Origin of the sequence: Kineococcus sp. NPDC059986, assembly GCF_040702905.1 — a bacterium.
Lineage (GTDB): Bacteria > Actinomycetota > Actinomycetes > Actinomycetales > Kineococcaceae > Kineococcus.
Map to the genome: position 1 here is coordinate 60,391 of NZ_JBFBND010000008.1, position 17,647 is coordinate 78,037.

Sequence of the window (17,647 nt, forward strand, 5' to 3'; positions counted from 1 at the left end):
GGTCCTCAGTTCCGGGATTGGGCAGGAGAGCAGACGGGGCTGGAACTGCCCGCAGCTTGGGAGCCCCGGTTCCCGTAGGACGTGGGGCCGGAGTTCATCGCGGTCCAGCGCGCGGACAGCTGCAGGTTGGAGGCACCACCGTCCGCGGCGCCGGTCGCGGCGGAGGTCGCGCCCTGCAGCAGGACGGAGATCGCCTGACGCTGCGTACCGTTGGGGTTGGCCAGGTTGCCGTTCGCGAGGACCGTCGCGTCGTAGGTGGCCGGCGACATCGAAAAGGGTCGACGGGTGGCGTCCGTCAACAGGGCGGCATCGGACGACAGGTCGGTCGCGAGCCGCTGCCAGGTGCCGCCGGGGGCGCCGGTGGCGATCCACTCGCGGACGTCCACGCGACCGCCGTCCACGTCGTACCGCCACTGGTGGCACATCGGCGGTTGGTCCTCGGTGCCGGGCGTCCGGAGCTCGATGAACCAGTCCCGGTTCACTACCCCGGGGAAGTTCACGGCGTCGGCGTACGTGGCCTGCAGTTCGAGCTGGGACGCGGCGCGCCGGGACTCGTCCGAGGCGTCCGCGACGGCCTGGGCGCGGTTCGCACTGCGGAACATGAGCATGAGACCGCTGCCCACGATGGCGAAGCAGGTCGCGAGGATGCCCATGGCCACGATGAGCTCAATGAGGGAGAAGCCGGCATCGCGGTCGCCGGCGTCGCGGCGCTGGCGGAGGAACCGTCGCATCAGAAGTTCACCGTCGCTGTGCCGGAGGAAGCGAGGGTCGAGTCGTCGCCGACCCCGCGCAGGACGTAGGACCAGGTGCAGCTGCCCCCGCCGCCACCGCTGGGGCGCGAAGGTGTGGTGTAGGTCAACACACCGCTGGAGGCGTCGAGGGTCCCCGAGCAGCTCCCCGTGGTGAGGTTGAGATCGGTGACCTGGATGCTCGGGCCGGGAGCGTTCGGGACGTCATTCTGGAGGAGGTTGCGCGTCTGGCCGGAGCGGTTGGGGGTCCCGCTCCAGGTGTCGGCGGACGCCACGGGGAGGACCGGCACCGAGAGCGTCACCGTGCGCGACGCCTGGCCGTCGGCGTTGCGGATGAAGTACCGGGCGCTGAAGGTGCCGACCGTGTTGGCGGGGACCGCGAAGCCGAGCGTGCGGCCGGTCGTGTTCGTCGAGGAGTAGGGCACCCCGTCGACGAGGAAGCGTCCGGTGCCGGTGACCACCGAGGTCACCACCACCCGGGAGAAGGTGTCCGTGTTGCCTGCGTCCTCGAGGATCCGCAGCGCCGTCCCGGTGGAAGGGGACGTGACCTGGGCGTTGAGGGGCTGACGGCTCGGGGACGTGACGGGGGCTGGCGTGACGCTCCACTGCTGGTCGTCCGTCGGGTCGATGAGTGCGGTGGTGCGGTACCGGCACGCGCCGTTGGCGCAGCCGCTCCCCTGGCCCACGCCGCTCCAGGCCACCTCCACCGCCACGCGGTACAGCGGCACGTACCCGACGACAGGGCCGACGTTGTACGCGAGCCCGCCGAGCGGTCCGCGGTTGCACGGTCCGTTCGCCAGCACGGTGGTCGAGCGGTAGCACTGGCCGACCACGGTGGTGACGGTGTAGGTCGATCCCGACACCCGCACGGTCTGGGAGAAGGGCAGCGGCCGCACCGTGGTCGGGTCGACGTTCGCGGCGATCACCGGTGCCGGACCGGGGTAGGCGGGGTCGTACGTCGGCAGCGTGATGCTCTTGTCGGGGCCAGTCCAGGCCGCCCACTGCGCGTCGACCTCCGACTTCGACCGGCCGATGGCCAACCGGGCCGGGTCCACGGCCTGGGCCGCGTCCATCGCGGCCGAGGCCAGCTCGACGGCCGCCTGCTTGCGCTGCATCTGACTCGCACCGTTGACGCCACGGAGGAAGAAGACGAGGGCACCGCTCGCCACGATGGCCAGCAGCGTGAGGGCGACGATCACCTCGATGAGCGTGAACCCCTCATCGTCGCGGCGGGTCCAGCAGCGGTTGCGCACGCGTTCTCCTCGGCGGTCGGCGCAGCGGCGGCCGGTCGGCACGCCTCTGGTGGTGATCGGCGGTGGCGGGCGCGCCCTTGAGCGGGTCGGTCACGCGCTCACCCCCCCGGCCCAACGGCGGCGTCGCCGTCCCGGAACGACGAACGGCCCGTGAGCGCCGAAGCACTCACGGGCCGTCACCACGTCAGACGCGGCAGGGCGGAAGGATCAGAACGTCCCGCACCCAGCCGTGTTGGCCGGCTGGAGACCGCCCTTGTTGGAGACGTAGACCAGGCCGTTCACCGTGTCCGAAGCCTTGGCGTTCTTGCCGACGATGCAGTACGCCGTGCCGTCGCTGTTCAGCGTGATGGTGAAGCTGTTGTCCTTGGAGATCTTCACGGTGTCCGAGGCGCTGGGCACCGGGACGGGCGCGTTGGCCGCGGTGGTCGCCTGCACGTACGTCTGGGTGTCGGTGTACGCGGTCTCCTCGGCCTGGGCGATGGTGCGCAGGTCGGACTTCAGGCTGGAGTCCACGGCCTTCTTGCGCTGGTTCAGGAACACCGGGATCGCGATCGCGGCGAGGATGCCGATGATGATCATGACCACGAGGAGCTCGATCAGGGTGAAGCCCTGGTCCTTCTCCTCGATCGACTTGCGGATGCGAGCGAGCATGCTGCTCCCCTTCGGGTTGGGTGTTCAGAGCCGCCCGCTGTTGTCGCGCACCGACTTCGGTGCTGCGGCTCCGTTGACCAGAACATCGACCCCGCACACCGCGACCTTGAACACCCCGTCGCCACATCACCCGCCCGGAGCAGCCCCACAAGAGCCGTCCCCACGAACGCAGAACGGCCCGTGAGCGCCGAAGCACTCACGGGCCGTTCAGGTCAGCAGACGAGGACCTCAGAAGCTGCAGGCGCTGGTTCCGGAGGGCTGCAGGCCACCCTTGTTGCTGATGTAGTACCAGTCACCGGAGGCCTTGGCGTTGGTGCCCTTGATGCAGTAGGCCGAACCAGCCGCCAGACCGGTGGCCGCCGGGTTCAGCGTGACCGTGATGGCGTTGTCCTTGCTGACCTTGACCGGGTCGCCGGCGCCGGTGAAGTCCTGCCCGGCAGCGGTCTGCGCGCCGGCCGTGTAGGTCTGCGAGTCGGTGAAGTAGGTCTCCTCCGCCTGGGCAACGGTCCGCAGGTCGGACTTCAGGCTGGAGTCCACGGCCTTCTTGCGCTGGTTCAGGAACACCGGGATCGCGATCGCGGCGAGGATGCCGATGATGATCATGACCACGAGGAGCTCGATCAGGGTGAAGCCCTGGTCCTTCTCCTCGATCGACTTGCGGATGCGAGCGAGCATGCTGCTCCCCTTCGGGTTGGGTGTTCAGAGCCGCCCGCTGTTGTCGCGCACCGACTTCGGTGCTGCGGCTCCGTTGACCAGAACATCGACCCCGCACACCGCGACCTTGAACACTCCGTCCGCGCATCACTCGCACAGACCAATCCCGTGACCGCCCATCCCCGGGACGCAGAACGGCCCGTGAGCGCCGAAGCACTCCCGGGCCGTTCTGGGACTCAGAACCCGCTGGGACAGGCGGTGACACCCTTGGACTGCTGGCCGCCGGCGTCGCTGACGTGGACCCAGACGTTGGACGTCCGGGTGCTGCTGCCGATGATGCAGTAGCTCGAGCCGGCCGCGTTGAGCTTGACCTGCACGGAGACGTCCGGCGAGAGGCGGATCGGGTCGATGATCGTCGGGGAGCTCGTCGTCGAGACCGCCAGGTAGCGCTCGTAGTCGGTGAAGTAGGTCTCCTCCGACTGCGCGATGGTCCGCAGATCGGTCTTGACCGCGGCGTCGGCTGCCTTGCTCTTCTGGGCGATGAAGACGGGCACGGCGATGGCCGCGAGGATCCCGACGACGATCATCACCACGAGGAGCTCGACGAGGGTGAACCCGTCGTCGGCCCGCGACCGGACGCCCGGCATCAGTTGATGAGGTTGAAGACGCCGAAGATCGGCATGTACATGGCGACGATCATCGCGCCGATGATGCCGCCGAGCACCGCGATCATCAGCGGTTCGATGAGGCTGGTGAGCGCCTCGGTCGTGGCTTCGACCTCCTGGTCGTAGAAGTCGGAGATCTTGTGCAGCATGGCGTCCAGCGCGCCGGTGTCCTCACCGACGCTCATCATCTGCACCACCATGGCGGGGAAGATGGCGTGCTCGGCCAGCGGGGCGGCGAGGGCCTTGCCCCCACGGACGCTCTCGATGACGTCCTTCGACGCTCGTTCGATGACCACGTTCCCCGACGCGTCGCCTACGATCTCGAGGCTCTGCAGGATCGGAACCCCCGACCGGAGCATGGTCCCGAGGTTGCGCGTGAACCGGCTGAGGGCGATCTTCTGCGTCAGGAGACCGAAGATGGGCATCTTGAGCTTGAGGGGGTCGACCACGTTGCGCACCTGCGGCTTGTTCTTCACCTTGCGCCACACGACGGGGAAGACGACGGCGGCGACCACCATCACGGGGGCCGCGTAGCGGAGGGCGTGCGACAGCGCCACGAGGATCTTGGTGGGCAGGGGCAGTTCGCCGCCGAGGGAGGAGAACATGCCGGCGAAGATCGGGACGATGAAGAGCAGCATCCCCGCCACCGCGAGGATGGCGATGATGAAGACCACGACGGGGTAGGTCATCGCCGACTTGACCTTGGCCTTGAGCTTCACCTCGGCCTCGAAGTTCTCGGCGAGCTGCACGAGCACCTGGTCGAGGAAACCTCCGACCTCACCGGCCCGGATCATGTTGACCATCAGGGGCGGGAAGACGTCGTGGTGCTTCGCCATCGCGCTCGAGAGCGAGATGCCCGTCTCCACCTCGGAGCGGACCACCCCGAGGACCTCGGCGAGCTTCTTGCTCTCGGTCTGCTCGGCCAGGATGGACAGGGCCTTCAGGAGGGACAGACCCGAAGAGACCATCGTGGCGAACTGCCGCGACATCAGGGCGAGGTCCTTCAGCTTGACGCGGTTGCCGCCGGGCAGGCTGATCTCCATCTGCATGCCCCGGCCGGCCTTGGACGCGGTCACCGAGATCGGAGCCATTCCCTGCGACAGCAGTCGCTGGGCGACCTGGGACGCGTCGTTGGCCTCCAGCGTCCCCTTGACGAGCTTGCCCGTCCGGTCGCGCGCGGAGTACTCGAACGTCGCGTGCTGCGCACGGCCGGCCGGCTTCGCCGGCGCCTTGGTCATCGTGGCCATGGATCGTCCTTCCTCAGCGCCCGGTCAGGCGACGGAACTCGTCAGCGGCGGAGCACTTCTCCAGGCCGTGTTCGAACGTGATCTGGCGGGTGCGCACGAGTTCGGCCAGGTGCTGGTCGAGCGTGTGCATGCCGAACTGCGCACCGGCCTGCATGGCCGTGCCGATCTGGTGGGTCTTGCCCTCGCGGATGAGGTTCCGGATGGCGGGGGTGGCGACCATGACCTCGGTGGCGACGACGCGCCCGCGGCCGTCGGCGCGCTTGCACAACGTCTGACAGACGACGCCCTGGATGGCGCCGGCGAGCTGGGTGCGGATCTGGGTCTGCTGGTGCGGCGGGAAGACGTCGATGACGCGGTCGATGGTCGAGGCGGCGCTCGAAGTGTGCAGGGTGCCGAAGACGAGGTGGCCGGTCTCGGCGGCGGTGAGGGCGACGGAGATCGTCTCGAGGTCGCGCATCTCGCCGACGAGGATGATGTCGGGGTCCTGGCGCAGCACGTGCTTGAGCGCGTTGGCGAAGGACTTGGTGTCCTCCCCCACCTCGCGCTGGTTGACGATGCAGCTCTTGTGGCGGTGGAGGAACTCGATGGGGTCCTCGACCGTCATGATGTGGTCCTTGCGGGTCCGGTTCGCGAGGTCGACGATCGAGGCGAGCGTCGTCGACTTCCCGGAACCGGTCGGCCCGGTCACGAGGACGAAACCGCGCTGCAGGCCGGCGAACGACCCGACGACGGGCGGGACGCCGAGGTCCTCGAGGGGTTTGATCTCGAACGGGATGCGGCGGAACGCGACACCGACGGACTCGCGCTGGCGGTAGACGTTCACGCGGAAGCGCGAGTGCCCCGGCACCTGGTAGGCGAAGTCGAGTTCGAGGTTGGCCTCGAAGACCTCGCGCTGCTTCTGCGTGAGGATGGCGTAGATCGCCTCCTGCAGCGTCTTGGACACCATCTTCGGGAACTCGTCCATCGCCGTCATCTCACCGGACAGGCGCACCGTCGGGTGGGCGCCGGAGGTCAGGTGGACGTCGGAGGCCCCCAGCTCCAGGGCCCGGACGAGGACGTCGTTCACGCGGATGGGGAGGTCGACGTCGTCACCGCCGCTCGTCACGAGCCCCTGGACGGCGTACTCCTCGACCGGCGGGGCGAGCTGGGTCACCACGGGCTCCACCGGAGCCGCCTGCACCGGCACGTGCGGGGCGGCGGGCGGGGCGGCGGGCGGGGCGGGGGGCGGGGACGAGTGCCGCGGCCGCTCCTCGGCGACGGGGGCCAGCGCGAACCCCTCGGGCGCGGCGGACTCGGCCTGGGCGATGACGGCCTGGTCGCTCTCCAGCTGCTTGAGCAGCGCGCTGATGTTCGGCCGGGCCGACGGGACGCCGTCCCCGACCGAGCGCATGTTCGTCGGGACGTACGGCTCCACGGGCTGACCGCCCTGACCAGCGTTGTCCATCTCGCTCCCCACAGCCCGACCCCGAGCACCACGGAACGCACGGCCGTCTGCCGGCGCTCTGTTGTGCTCATCGGTCGGGCTCAGGGGCCGCTTGAGGCGGGCGATCACCGCTTCGCCCGTTCGGGTGGCGCCTCCTCAGCCGCGGTCGGGCGAGGAGGCCCCGCTCCCCCGGACGTCGACCGCGGCGGCCCCCGCCCCGGCACCGAACACGGCCCCCCGCCGCTCGGTCCCGACGGCGGCGAGCCCCGCGACGCACAGCAGCACGGGCACCAGCGTCCAGACGAGGGCCGCGGGGTAGCCGTGGCCGGCGGCGATGTCCTCCTGCAGGTACAGGTTGAGCGAGGCGAAGAGGTTGCCCAGCTGGTAGGTGACCCCCGGGTAGAAGCCGCGGATCTCGTCCGGGCTCAGCTCGGTGAGGTGCGCGGGGATCACGCCCCAGGCCCCCTGGACGAGGAACTGCATGAGGAACGAGCCGAGGGCGATCATCCCGAACGTCGTGGACTGGGTGAACAGGTAGAGCACGGGCAGGCCGAGCAGCGAGCAGCCGACGATCGTCCACCGCCGGCCGATCCGCTGGGACGCGGCGCCCAGCAGGGTGCCGCCGATGATCGCCCCGACGTTGTAGATGACGGCGATGCCGATGGCGGAGTCGGCGCTGAAGCCGAGCCCCTCCTTGAGGAAGGTCGGGTAGACGTCCTGGGTGCCGTGGCTCATCCAGTTGAAGGCCGTCATGAGCAGCACGAGGTAGACGAAGCGGCGCAGCACGAGCGGGTTGCGGAAGACCTGCCCCGGGGTCGTCCTCGTCAGGGCGACCCGCTCCCGCGTCTGCTCCCAGGCGGCGGACTCCCGCACCCGGGTCCGGACGAAGAGCGCCAGCAGTCCCGGGACGATGGAGACGGCGAACATGCCGCGCCAGCCCAGGTGCGGGTCGATGAGGTAGTAGGCCACCGCGGCCAGCAGGTACCCGGTGGAGTACCCCTGCTGCAGCACACCGGAGAAGAAGCCGCGCCGGGACGCGGGCACCTTCTCCATGGCCAGGGCCGCCCCCAGCCCCCACTCCCCGCCCATGCCGATCCCGTAGAGCAGCCGCAGGACGAACAGGACCGTGAAGTTCGGCGCGAACGCGCAGAGGAAGCCGACGACGGAGTAGAAGAGCACGTCCACGACGAGCGGGGTGCGCCGGCCGACGCGGTCGGCCCACAGCCCGAACACGAGCGCCCCGACCGGGCGCATGACGAGCGTCGCCGTCGTCAGCAACGCCATCGTCGTGAGGGAGACGCCGAGGTCCTTGCCGACCTCGGCGTAGACGAGGACGACGATGAAGTAGTCGAACGCGTCCATCGTCCAGCCCAGGAACGCGCCCGTGAACGCGTTCCGCTGGTCGGGGGTGAGGCGTTCTCGCACAGCCGGGGTCGAGGACACGTCGAACCGCCTTCCACGAGGGGGTCACCGTTGACGACCGAGGACGTTACCCCGAGCAAGCACCATCGGCACCCCCCGGAGGCGCGCTCCCAGGAAGAGTTGCGACAGTGGGGCCGTGACCGACCAGCACCTGCTCACCCCCACGACCCCCTCCAAGGCTCCCGGCAGCTGGCTGGGCTGGGTGGCGGCGGTCGTCGGGCTCGGCGCCGTGGCCGTGCTCGTCTACATCGCCACTCTCCTCGTCGGCTCGGCCAAGGACGCCCGCGCCATCGACGTCGCCGAGAAGCACCTGCCCGCCGTGGGCACCTACGGGCTCGCCGGCTCCGTCCCGGCCCAGGACCTCACCCAGCAGCCGTCGGAGCAGTGGTCCCTCACCGCGACGCAGGCCGAGGTCGGCGAGCAGGAGGTCCGCGTGCACCTCACGTGGACGAACCTGTCGAAGCAGGCCGTCACCTGGGCGTGCCCGGGGCCCGTCGACCTCTCCAAGTGGCAGAGCACGTCGGTGAAGCTGTCGGGTGCCGGCGCCGGGGCCAGCAGCGCGCACTGCACCCGGGACCAGCCGGCCGCGCAGGACGTCGCGCCGGGCGGCAGCGTCCAGGACTGGGAGGCCTTCCCCCGCGACAGCGCGTTCGGGGCCGGACCGGCGAAGATCACCGCCCAGATCGTCCGGCCCTCGGACGACAGCGACTACGGCACGACGGACGACACCCCGGACGTCACCTTCGTCCTCGACCTGGCGAAGGCCTCCTTCACCGCCGGCTGACGACGGCGGGCGCCGCGGGCCTCAGGCCCGGGCGCGGTCGGCGAGCGCCGCGAGTCCGGCGGCGCGCATGGCCTCCACCGGACCCTCGCGGCCGGTCATGAGCTCGACCTGGGCGACGGCCTGGTGCAGCAGCATCTCGAACCCGCCGACGACGGGTCCGCCCCACCGTTGCGCGAGCGGCGTCGGCCACGGGGCGTAGACGACGTCCAGCAGCAGGGGCCACCACACGGGCCGGAACGCCCCGAGGAGCGCGTCGGCCATGGCCTCCGAGGCCCCGATGGGGACGGTGGAGACGACGACCTCGGCGCTCAGGGCGACCGCGAGCTCGGACCAGTCGCGGATCTCGACCTCCCCGCCGAGCCGGGCCGCGACGCCGCGCAGCTCGGCCGCGCGGTCCGGGGACCGGACGACGGCGACGGGTCGGGGGCAGCCGGCCTGCAGCAGCGCGACGACGGCCGAGCGGGCCGTGGCGCCGCCCCCGAGGACGACCCCGCGGGAGACGCGCTCGGCCCCCGCCTCCGCCAGGGCCGTGACGAGGCCGATGACGTCGGTGTTCTCGGCACGCAGCCGGACACCCCGCCGTCCCGGGGTGTTGCGCCGGTCCAGGCGCGGGGTGACGACGACGGTGTTGACCGAGCCGACGGCGCGCGCGAAGTCGCTGACCTCGTCGACGAGAGGGACGACGGCCTGCTTGAGCGGCATCGTCAGGCTCAACCCGGCCCAGTCGGCGTCGAGCGCGCCGACGACGGCCGGCAACCGTTCCTCGTCGACCTCGAGGAGGTCGTAGCTCCAGCCGGTCAGGCCGAGCGCCGAGTACGCGGCGCGGTGCAGCGCCGGTGAGAGCGAGTGCGCGATGGGCGACCCGCAGACCGCTGCCCTCACTGCCCCGGGTGGTCCTTGAGCCAGGCCTGGAACAGGGCGACGTTCGCGTTGTGCTCGGCGATCGTCGTCGCGAAGCGCGTCTCGCCCGTCTCCGGGTTGACCGTGACGAAGAAGAGCCACGGCCCGTCGGCGGGGTTGAGGGCGGCGTTCAGCGCGTCCTGGCCGGGGTTGCTGATGGGCCCGGCGGGCAGCCCGGGGTGCAGGTAGGTGTTGTACGGCGAGTCCGTCGCCCGCTGCTCGGCCGTCGTCGTCACCTTGCCCGTCGCTCCGACGGCGTAGCTGACGGTCGAGTCGAGCTGCAGCGGCATCCCGATCGCGATCCGGTTGTCCAGGACGCGCGCCACCTTCGCCATGTCCTCGGGGCTGCGCGCCTCCTTCTGGGCGATGCTCGCCTCGACGACGACGTCGTGCATGCGCTCGGGCGGCACCCCGAGGTTCGCCATGACGGTGTTGGTCTGCGTGACCATGGCCTTCAGGACGTCCGCGGCGCTCTCCCCCGGGTTCACCGAGTACGTCGCCGGGAAGAGGTAGCCCTCGGCGTTGCCGTTCGCGGCGGCCGGGAGTCCCAGCGCGGCGGGGTCGGCGAGCGCCTTCTCGAGGTCGGCAGCCGGCAGCCCGACGGTCTTCTCCACGAGCGCGAGGACCTGCTTGACCGTGAGCCCCTCCGGCACCGTGAGCCGGGTGGTGACCTTCGCGGCCGGGTCGAGGAGGAGCGCGACGGCCGCGGCGGCCGACATGTGCTCCTTGAGGCGGTAGGTGCCGGGCTGGATGCCGGCCATCTTCGGCTGCGTCCTGGAGGCGGCGACGAAGGCGCTGCTGGTCTTGACGACGCCGGCCTTGGCGAGGCTCTGACCGATGGTGCGGCCGCTGTCGCCCGCGGCGATGCGGACGTCGACGGATCCGGTCCCGGCCCCGTCCCAGTCGTCGCTCTCGGTGAAGCGGGCCACGACGGGCCCGAGGGTCCCCCAGGCCGCCCAGGTGCCGCCGCCGATGACGGCGAGGGCGGCGACGATGGCGACGAGCGCGCGACGACGGCGCAGGCCGCGCCGACGGCGTGAGTCCCCGCTGTGCGTGCCGGGAAGATCCATCAGGTCCATCATCAGCCCCTGCCCTCCGTGGCGCCGGGTTCCGACGTCCGTGCCCCACCCTGCCCGCGGTGCCGCGGTTTGCGGCGTGCCTTCGGTTCCTCCACCACCCGTCCGGGGGTGTGTCCTGCACGCTCTGCGTCGAGCGCTGCCTGCAGCAGGACCACGGCGGCCGCTTGGTCGACGACCGCCCGGAACTGCTTCTCCGTCTTGCCCGCCGCGTGCAGCGCCCGGTGGGCGTCGACCGTGCTGAGGCGCTCGTCGACGAGCCGGACGGACACCCCGGGGACGGCCCGCCTGATCTTGTCGGCGTACTCGACGGCGCGCAAGGCTGCCGGGCCCTCGGATCCGTCCAGCGACAACGGCCACCCGACGACGACCTCGACGGCCCCGCGCTCGCGCGCCTCGGCGGCCACGTCGGCCACGTCGGTTTCGTGCGCGGCGTCGCGGACGAGCGTTCGCAGCGGTGAGGCGATCACGCCAGCAGGGTCGCACGCCGCCAGACCCACCCGGACGCTCCCGACGTCCACGGCGAGTCGTACGCCCGCTCTCACCGCGAGGTCACCACCGGCTCGTCACACCCGACGGACCGAGGGTGCCTCACAACGATCCCGTGACCCGCGCACCGACGAAGTCGCTGATGGCCGCGAGCGCCGCGCCGACCTTGGACGCGTCCTGGCCGCCGCCCTGGGCGAGGTCGTCCTTGCCGCCGCCGCCGCCGCCGAGGGTCTGGGCGGCGGTGCGGACGAGCTCACCGGCCTTGACGCCCCAGCGGCGCGCCTCGGCGTTGGTGGCCACGACGACGACGGGACGGTCCTTGGCCACCCCGGTGATCGCGACCACGACGGGCCGCTCGTCGCCGAGGCGGGAGCGGACGTCGAGGACGAGCGTGCGCACGTCGTCGGCCGCGGCCGCGCCGGCGTCGTGGGTGACGACCTGGACGCCGAACTTGTCGGTCGGGTTCGCGGCGATCGTCGGCGCGAGGGCGAGGACCTGCCCGGCGCGCAACTTGGCGATCTCCTTCTCGGCGTCGGACAGGCGCGTCAGCAGCGAGCCGATGCGGTCGGGCAGCTCCTCGGGGCGCGCCTTGACGACGTCGGTGAGCTGGTTGACGAGGAGGTGCTCACGCGTGAGGAAGTCGAACGCGTCGGCGCCGACGAGGGCCTCGATGCGGCGGGCGCCGGACCCGATGGAGCTCTCGGACAGGATCGAGACGAGCCCGACCTGCTGGGACGTCAGCGTGTGCGTGCCCCCGCACAGCTCCTTGGACCAGTCCTCGCCGATGGAGACGACGCGCACGCGGTCGCCGTACTTCTCCCCGAACAGGGCCATCGCGCCGGAGTTCAGGGCCGACTCGCGGTCCATGACCTCGGCCGAGACGGGCAGGTCGTCGTGGATGCGCTCGTTGACGACGCCCTCGATGTCGCGGACGACCTGGTTCGCCACCTGCGTGGTGGAGGAGTAGTCGAAGCGCAGCCGGCCCGGCGCGTTCTGCGACCCGGCCTGGGTCGCGGTGTCGCCGAGGTGCTCGCGCAGGACCTGGTGCACGAGGTGGGTGGCGGTGTGCGCGCGGCTGATCGAGCGGCGGCGCGCGGCGTCGACGACGGCGTGCACGGTGTCGCCGGCGACGAGCTCCCCGCTCGTGACGGAGCCCTTGTGCACGTACAGGCCGCGGACGGGCTGCTGGACGTCGCTGACCGTGACGACGGCGCCGCCGGAGGTCGTCAGCGTGCCGTGGTCGGCGAGCTGCCCGCCGCCCTCGGCGTAGAACGGCGTGCGGTCCAGGACGACCTCGACGTCGGTGCCGACGGGTGCGGACGGCGTGCTGACGCCGCCCTGCAGGACGACGGCCACCCGCGCCTCACCGGAGGCGACCTCGTAGCCGGTGAAGGTGACCGGTGCGGGCAGGCTCTCCAGCGTCGAGCGGTAGACGGTGAGGTCCACCCCGCCCGTCTTCTTCGCCTTGGCGTCGGCCTTCGCGCGGCCGACCTGCTCGGCCATGAGGGTGCGGAAACCCGCCTCGTCGACGCTGACCCCGGCCTCGGAGGCCATCTCCAGGGTCAGGTCGATGGGGAACCCGTAGGTGTCGTGCAGCGCGAACGCGCGCTCCCCCGACAGGGTCGAGCCGCCCGCCGACTTCGTCTGCGCGACAGCCGTCTCGAAGATCGCCGTCCCCGAGACGAGGGTGCGGCGGAACGCCTCCTCCTCGGCGTAGGCGACCCTCGCGATGCGGTCGAAGTCGGTGCGCAGCTCGGGGTAGGAGGCGCTCATGACCTCCATCGAGGCGGGCAGCAGGATCGGCAGCGCCTCGTCCTCGAACCCGAGCAGGCGCATGGCGCGCACCGCACGGCGGATGAGACGGCGCAGGACGTAGCCCGCGCCCTCGTTGCCGGGGGTGACGCCGTCGCCGATGAGCATGAGCGCGCTGCGGACGTGGTCGGCGACGACGCGCATGCGGACGTCGTCGTCCCGGTTGGCGCCGTACTCCTTCTCGGCCGCGAGCGCCGCGTAGTCCAGGACGGGCCGGACCTCGTCGATCTCGTACATGTTGTCGACGCCCTGCTTGAGGAAGGCGACGCGTTCCAGGCCCATGCCGGTGTCGATGTTCTTGGCGGGCAGCTCACCGGCGACGTCGAAGTCCGTCTTCGAGCGCACCGCGGAGAGCTGGTACTGCATGAAGACGAGGTTCCAGATCTCGATGTACCGGTCCTCGTCGGCCTCCGGGCCGCCCTCGGCGCCGAACTCCGGTCCGCGGTCGTAGTAGATCTCCGAGCAGGGGCCGCCGGGGCCCGGCTGACCCGTGTTCCAGTAGTTGTCCTTCTTGCCGCGGCGCTGGATGCGCTCGGCGGGCACGCCCTGCTCGCGCCACAGCTGGAAGGCCTCGTCGTCGTCGAGGTAGACGGTCGTCCAGAGGCGCTCGGGGTCGAAGCCGAGGCCGCCGTCGGCCTCGGGCGTCGTCAGCAGCTCCCAGGCGAACGCCACGGCGTCGCGCTTGAAGTAGTCGCCGAAGGAGAAGTTGCCGTTCATCTGGAAGAACGTGCCGTGCCGCGTGGTCTTGCCGACCTCCTCGATGTCGAGGGTCCGCAGGCACTTCTGCACGCTGGTGGCCCGCTTGTACGGGGCCGGCACCTGCGCGGTGAGGTACGGGATGAAGGGCACCATCCCGGCGACGGTGAACATGAGGCTGGGGTCGGTCGAGACGAGCGAGGCGCTCGGCACGACGGTGTGACCCTTGCGCTCGAAGAAGTCGAGCCACCGGCGACGGATCTCTGCCGTCTGCATCGGACGTGCCTCCTGCTGTGGTTGCTGCCGGACCTGCCGTGCCCACGTCGCGCGTGCAACGGGACGTACGACCGTCGACCCTACCCGTCCGGGGTCCAGGCCCCCCTCACCAGCCGTGCAGCTGGCAGGCCCGCTCGGCGACCTCCTCGAACCGGGCGCGGTCCAGGGCGGCGCCCTCGCGGCGGACGTCCCGGGGGGAGACCCGCAGGACCCGGTCGAGGCGGACCTCGCTGGGGCGGCCCTGCCGGTCCCAGGCGCCGGTGCCGACGTCGACCCAGACCCTCCCGTCGGCACCGCGGTCACCGGCGGACCGGTCCGGCCCGACGTGGTCCTTGCTCGTCATCATGAAGGCGACGAGCTCGGCGCCGTCGCGGCCGACGACCAGGACGGGGCGGTCCTTGCCGCGGCCGTCGTGCTCCTCGTAGGGGACCCACGCCCAGACGACCTCGCCGGGGTCGGGGCGGCCGTCGGCGCGCGGGACGTACTCGAGCCGGACGCGCCCGGTGCCGGCGTCGCGGGCGCCGCGCCCCCGGCGGGGGCGTGGCCGGTCGGGGGCGTGCTCGGGGGTGGGCGGGACGGTCCGCGGAGCGGCGAGCTGCCGTTGCAGCTCGCGGGTGAGCGCGCGGACCCCGGCCCGCAGGAGCCTCTCGAACATCAACGCCCCCTGATGATCCGGCGCAGCCGGGCGAGCCGTTCCCGCACGTTGGCCTCGTAGCCGCGGTCGGTCGGGACGTAGTAGTCCTTGCCGACGAGGGCGTCCGGGGCGTACTGCTGCTCGGCCACACCCGCGGGCACGTCGTGCGTGTAGACGTACCCCTTGCCGTGGCCGAGCTTGCCCGCCCCGGAGTAGTGCGCGTCCCGCAGGTGGGGCGGGACGGACCCGCCGAGACCGGCCCGGACGTCGGCGATGGCGGCGTTGATGCCGTTGTAGGCCGCGTTGGACTTCGGTGCGGTCGCGTTGTGGACCACCGCCTGCGCCAGGATGATCCGCGCCTCCGGCATCCCGATCTGGGCGACGGCGTGCAGGGCTGCGACCGCGGTCTGCAAGGCCGACGGGTCGGCCATGCCGACGTCCTCGCTGGCGGCGATGACGATGCGCCGGGCGATGAACCGGGGGTCCTCCCCCGCCTCGATCATGCGGGCGAGGTAGTGCAGCGCGGCGTCGACGTCGGAACCGCGCATCGACTTGATGAACGCGCTGGCCACGTCGTAGTGCTGGTCGCCCTGCCGGTCGTAGCGGACCGCGGCCCGGTCCAGCGCCCGCTCGGCGTCGGCGAGGGTGATGACCGCGTCCCCGTCGCCGTCGAGGGCTGCGCCGGCAGCCGCCTCCAGCGCCGTCAGCGCACGCCGGGCGTCACCGTCGGCCACCCGGACGAGGTGCTCGAGGGCGTCGTCCTCGACGCGCACCTCCCCCGCGAGCCCGCGCGGGTCCTCGATGGCGCGGCGCACCAGCCCGCGCACGTCGTCGGCCGTCAGCGGCTGCAACGTCAGCAGCAGCGACCGGGACAGCAGCGGTGTGACGACCGAGAAGTTCGGGTTCTCCGTGGTCGCCGCGACGAGCACGACCCAGCGGTTCTCCACCCCGGGCAGCAGCGCGTCCTGCTGGGCCTTGGTGAAGCGGTGGATCTCGTCGAGGAAGAGGACGGTCTGGCGGCCGTAGAGGTCGCGGTCGGTGCGGGCGCCCTCGACGACCGTCCGCACGTCCTTCACGCCCGCCGTGACGGCCGAGAGCTCGGCGAACTTCCGGCCGCCGGAGGAGGCGATGACGGTCGCCAGCGTCGTCTTCCCCGTCCCGGGCGGGCCCCAGAGGATGACCGAGGCGGGCCCGGCCCGGCCGAGGTCGCCGTCGGTGGCGAGCCGGCGCAGCGGGGACCCCGGGCCGAGCAGGTGCTGCTGCCCGACGACCTCGTCGATCGAGCGCGGGCGCATGCGGACCGCGAGCGGCGCGCCGGCCAGCACGCGGGGGCGGCGGTCGCCGGTGCCGGTGTCGTCGTCGGAGGTGAACAGGTCGGCCACCGGGGCACCGTACGTGCTCCCGACGACACCGGGGTCCCCCGGCGCCCGACCACGCAGCTCAACCACAGCTCCGTCCGCGCTCGCACCCACGAACGGCACCGAGAGTGACGACATGCACCAGACCACCGACACTCCTCCGGTCCCCACCACTGCGTCCCCGCACGTCCGCGTCGTGCATGTCGCCGGGGCGGGCACCCTGCACGGCGCCGAGCTCCCGCTCCTGGCCGACGCGGGCGCGGCGGCCGAGCACCCCCCGACCCCTGCGCACGTGACGACGCGCCGCGAGGGCGACCGGCTGGACGTCGTGCTGGCCGGGGACGTGGACCCGGCGCTGGCCTCCGACCTCGGGCTGGCGCTCGCGTTCGTGCGCAGCACGGTGCGCGACGGCGGACCCCAGCGCGTCCGGCGCGTCCACCTCGACGTCGCCGCGGTCACGGCCCTGGACACCACCGCCCTGCGCTGGGTCGAGGACCTGCGCGGCGCCTGCGCGCAGGCCGCCGTGGCGTGCTCGACGTCACCGGCCCGCCCCGCCGTCCAGCGCGTCCTCGACCTGGTGCGCGCGCTGCCCGACGGCGAGCTGGCCGCGTCGTGATTCCGGGACCCGGGGCCATCACCGGCGCCTATCACTCCTGCTGAGGTACCAGGTGACGCTGGGCCACCGGTGGCCATGTCCAGTGAGCACACACAGGTTGAACTCAGGGTTTCCCAGGACATCTGGCAGGGACGAGTCCCACGATGGATCCATGACCGCGACCACCACCTCCCGGCGTTCGGACCTCACCCGCCCCGACGGGACCGCGCTGCGGGTCCTCGTCGTCGACGACGAGTCGACCCTGTCCGAACTGCTCAGCATGACCCTGCGCTACGAGGGGTGGGAGGTGCAGACGGCCGCCAACGGTCTGGAGGCGGTCCGCGCCGCCCGCACCTTCCGTCCCGACGCCGTGATCCTCGACATCATGCTGCCGGACATCGACGGCCTCGAGGTCCTGCGCCGCCTGCGCGCCGACGCGACCGACGTCCCCGTCCTGTTCCTCACGGCCAAGGACGCCGTCGAGGACCGCGTCAACGGCCTGACCGCGGGCGGCGACGACTACGTCACCAAGCCGTTCAGCCTCGAGGAGGTCGTGGCCCGGCTGCGCAGCCTCCTGCGCCGCTCCGGCCTCGCGGCCGCCAAGCAGGAGCCCGTCCTCTCGGTCGGCGACCTCGTCCTCGACGAGGACAGCCACGAGGTGACCCGCGCCGGTGAGGAGATCCGCCTCACGGCCACCGAGTTCGAGCTGCTCCGTTACCTCATGCGCAACCCGCGCCGCGTGCTGTCCAAGGCGCAGATCCTCGACCGCGTCTGGAACTACGACTTCGGGGGCCAGGCGAACATCGTCGAGCTCTACATCTCCTACCTGCGCCGCAAGCTGGACGCCGGCCGCAACCCGATGATCCACACCGTCCGCGGTGCGGGGTACGTCCTCAAGCCCGCCGACGGCGTCGTCGCCGCGGCCAGCTGACCCACCCGCACGACACCTCGGAGGAGCTGAAC

General features: G+C 71.7%; 17 protein-coding genes. 3 read left to right on the plus strand and 14 right to left on the minus strand.

Translation table 11 applies throughout. From position 1 onward, the window contains the following. Positions 1-5 precede the first annotated feature (5 nt). The 8 genes from AB0637_RS08270 to AB0637_RS08305 form a co-directional block, all read right to left on the minus strand. Positions 6-731: a type II secretion system protein gene (locus AB0637_RS08270; RefSeq protein ID WP_366171210.1), complete on the minus strand. Its 726-nt coding sequence runs from the start codon at positions 729-731 to the stop codon at positions 6-8. Next, a complete protein-coding gene (locus AB0637_RS08275) occupies positions 731-2,002 on the minus strand; it encodes a prepilin-type N-terminal cleavage/methylation domain-containing protein (protein WP_366171212.1) in 1,272 nt (423 codons plus the stop codon). Before AB0637_RS08275 ends, AB0637_RS08270 begins: the two co-directional genes overlap by 1 nt. 207 nt (positions 2,003-2,209) lie before the next feature. Continuing rightward, positions 2,210-2,653, minus strand: a complete 444-nt coding sequence (locus tag AB0637_RS08280; protein ID WP_366171214.1) for a prepilin-type N-terminal cleavage/methylation domain-containing protein — start codon at positions 2,651-2,653, stop codon at positions 2,210-2,212. Positions 2,654-2,881: 228 nt separating this feature from the next. Then, the gene (locus AB0637_RS08285; protein WP_366171216.1) at positions 2,882-3,328 is read right to left on the minus strand and encodes a type II secretion system protein; all 447 of its coding nucleotides are present in this window, start codon (positions 3,326-3,328) and stop codon (positions 2,882-2,884) included. Positions 3,329-3,543: 215 nt separating this feature from the next. Beyond that, positions 3,544-3,954 (minus strand): prepilin-type N-terminal cleavage/methylation domain-containing protein, encoded by a 411-nt coding sequence (locus AB0637_RS08290; protein ID WP_366171218.1) that lies wholly within the window; start codon positions 3,952-3,954, stop codon positions 3,544-3,546. Continuing rightward, positions 3,954-5,219: a type II secretion system F family protein gene (locus AB0637_RS08295; RefSeq protein WP_366171220.1), complete on the minus strand. Its 1,266-nt coding sequence runs from the start codon at positions 5,217-5,219 to the stop codon at positions 3,954-3,956. Before AB0637_RS08295 ends, AB0637_RS08290 begins: the two co-directional genes overlap by 1 nt. A 13-nt stretch (positions 5,220-5,232) precedes the next feature. Next, positions 5,233-6,663 (minus strand): type IV pilus twitching motility protein PilT, encoded by a 1,431-nt coding sequence (locus AB0637_RS08300; RefSeq protein ID WP_366171222.1) that lies wholly within the window; start codon positions 6,661-6,663, stop codon positions 5,233-5,235. Positions 6,664-6,798: 135 nt separating this feature from the next. Beyond that, positions 6,799-8,085, minus strand: a complete 1,287-nt coding sequence (locus tag AB0637_RS08305; RefSeq protein WP_366171224.1) for an MFS transporter — start codon at positions 8,083-8,085, stop codon at positions 6,799-6,801. A 115-nt stretch (positions 8,086-8,200) separates the two neighbouring features. Between AB0637_RS08305 and AB0637_RS08310 the strand changes: the two genes are divergently transcribed. Next, positions 8,201-8,848 carry a hypothetical protein gene (locus AB0637_RS08310; protein ID WP_366171226.1) on the plus strand — a complete coding sequence of 216 codons (648 nt, stop codon included), beginning with the start codon at positions 8,201-8,203 and terminating at the stop codon, positions 8,846-8,848. A gap of 21 nt (positions 8,849-8,869) precedes the next feature. On the opposite strand, the gene AB0637_RS08315 is transcribed toward AB0637_RS08310, so the two are convergent. The 6 genes from AB0637_RS08315 to AB0637_RS08340 form a co-directional block, all read right to left on the minus strand. Beyond that, entirely contained in the window at positions 8,870-9,730 is an 861-nt protein-coding gene (locus tag AB0637_RS08315; protein ID WP_366171228.1) for a shikimate dehydrogenase, read from the minus strand. Further along, on the minus strand, positions 9,727-10,818 hold the full coding sequence (gene mltG, locus AB0637_RS08320; protein WP_366171230.1) for an endolytic transglycosylase MltG: 1,092 nt from the start codon (positions 10,816-10,818) through the stop codon (positions 9,727-9,729). Before mltG ends, AB0637_RS08315 begins: the two co-directional genes overlap by 4 nt. An 11-nt stretch (positions 10,819-10,829) precedes the next feature. Then, positions 10,830-11,369: a Holliday junction resolvase RuvX gene (gene ruvX / locus AB0637_RS08325; RefSeq protein ID WP_366171232.1), complete on the minus strand. Its 540-nt coding sequence runs from the start codon at positions 11,367-11,369 to the stop codon at positions 10,830-10,832. A 46-nt stretch (positions 11,370-11,415) separates the two neighbouring features. Beyond that, a complete protein-coding gene (alaS, locus tag AB0637_RS08330; protein ID WP_366171234.1) occupies positions 11,416-14,097 on the minus strand; it encodes an alanine--tRNA ligase in 2,682 nt (893 codons plus the stop codon). A 106-nt stretch (positions 14,098-14,203) separates the two neighbouring features. Beyond that, a complete protein-coding gene (locus AB0637_RS08335) occupies positions 14,204-14,752 on the minus strand; it encodes a type II toxin-antitoxin system PemK/MazF family toxin (protein ID WP_366171236.1) in 549 nt (182 codons plus the stop codon). After that, positions 14,752-16,104 carry a replication-associated recombination protein A gene (locus tag AB0637_RS08340; RefSeq protein WP_366171354.1) on the minus strand — a complete coding sequence of 451 codons (1,353 nt, stop codon included), beginning with the start codon at positions 16,102-16,104 and terminating at the stop codon, positions 14,752-14,754. Before AB0637_RS08340 ends, AB0637_RS08335 begins: the two co-directional genes overlap by 1 nt. 121 nt (positions 16,105-16,225) lie before the next feature. Between AB0637_RS08340 and AB0637_RS08345 the strand changes: the two genes are divergently transcribed. Together AB0637_RS08345 and AB0637_RS08350 are read left to right on the plus strand one after the other, a co-directional pair. Then, entirely contained in the window at positions 16,226-16,705 is a 480-nt protein-coding gene (locus tag AB0637_RS08345) for a hypothetical protein (protein ID WP_366171238.1), read from the plus strand. A 151-nt stretch (positions 16,706-16,856) separates the two neighbouring features. After that, entirely contained in the window at positions 16,857-17,615 is a 759-nt protein-coding gene (locus AB0637_RS08350; RefSeq protein WP_366171240.1) for a response regulator transcription factor, read from the plus strand. Positions 17,616-17,647 lie beyond the last annotated feature (32 nt).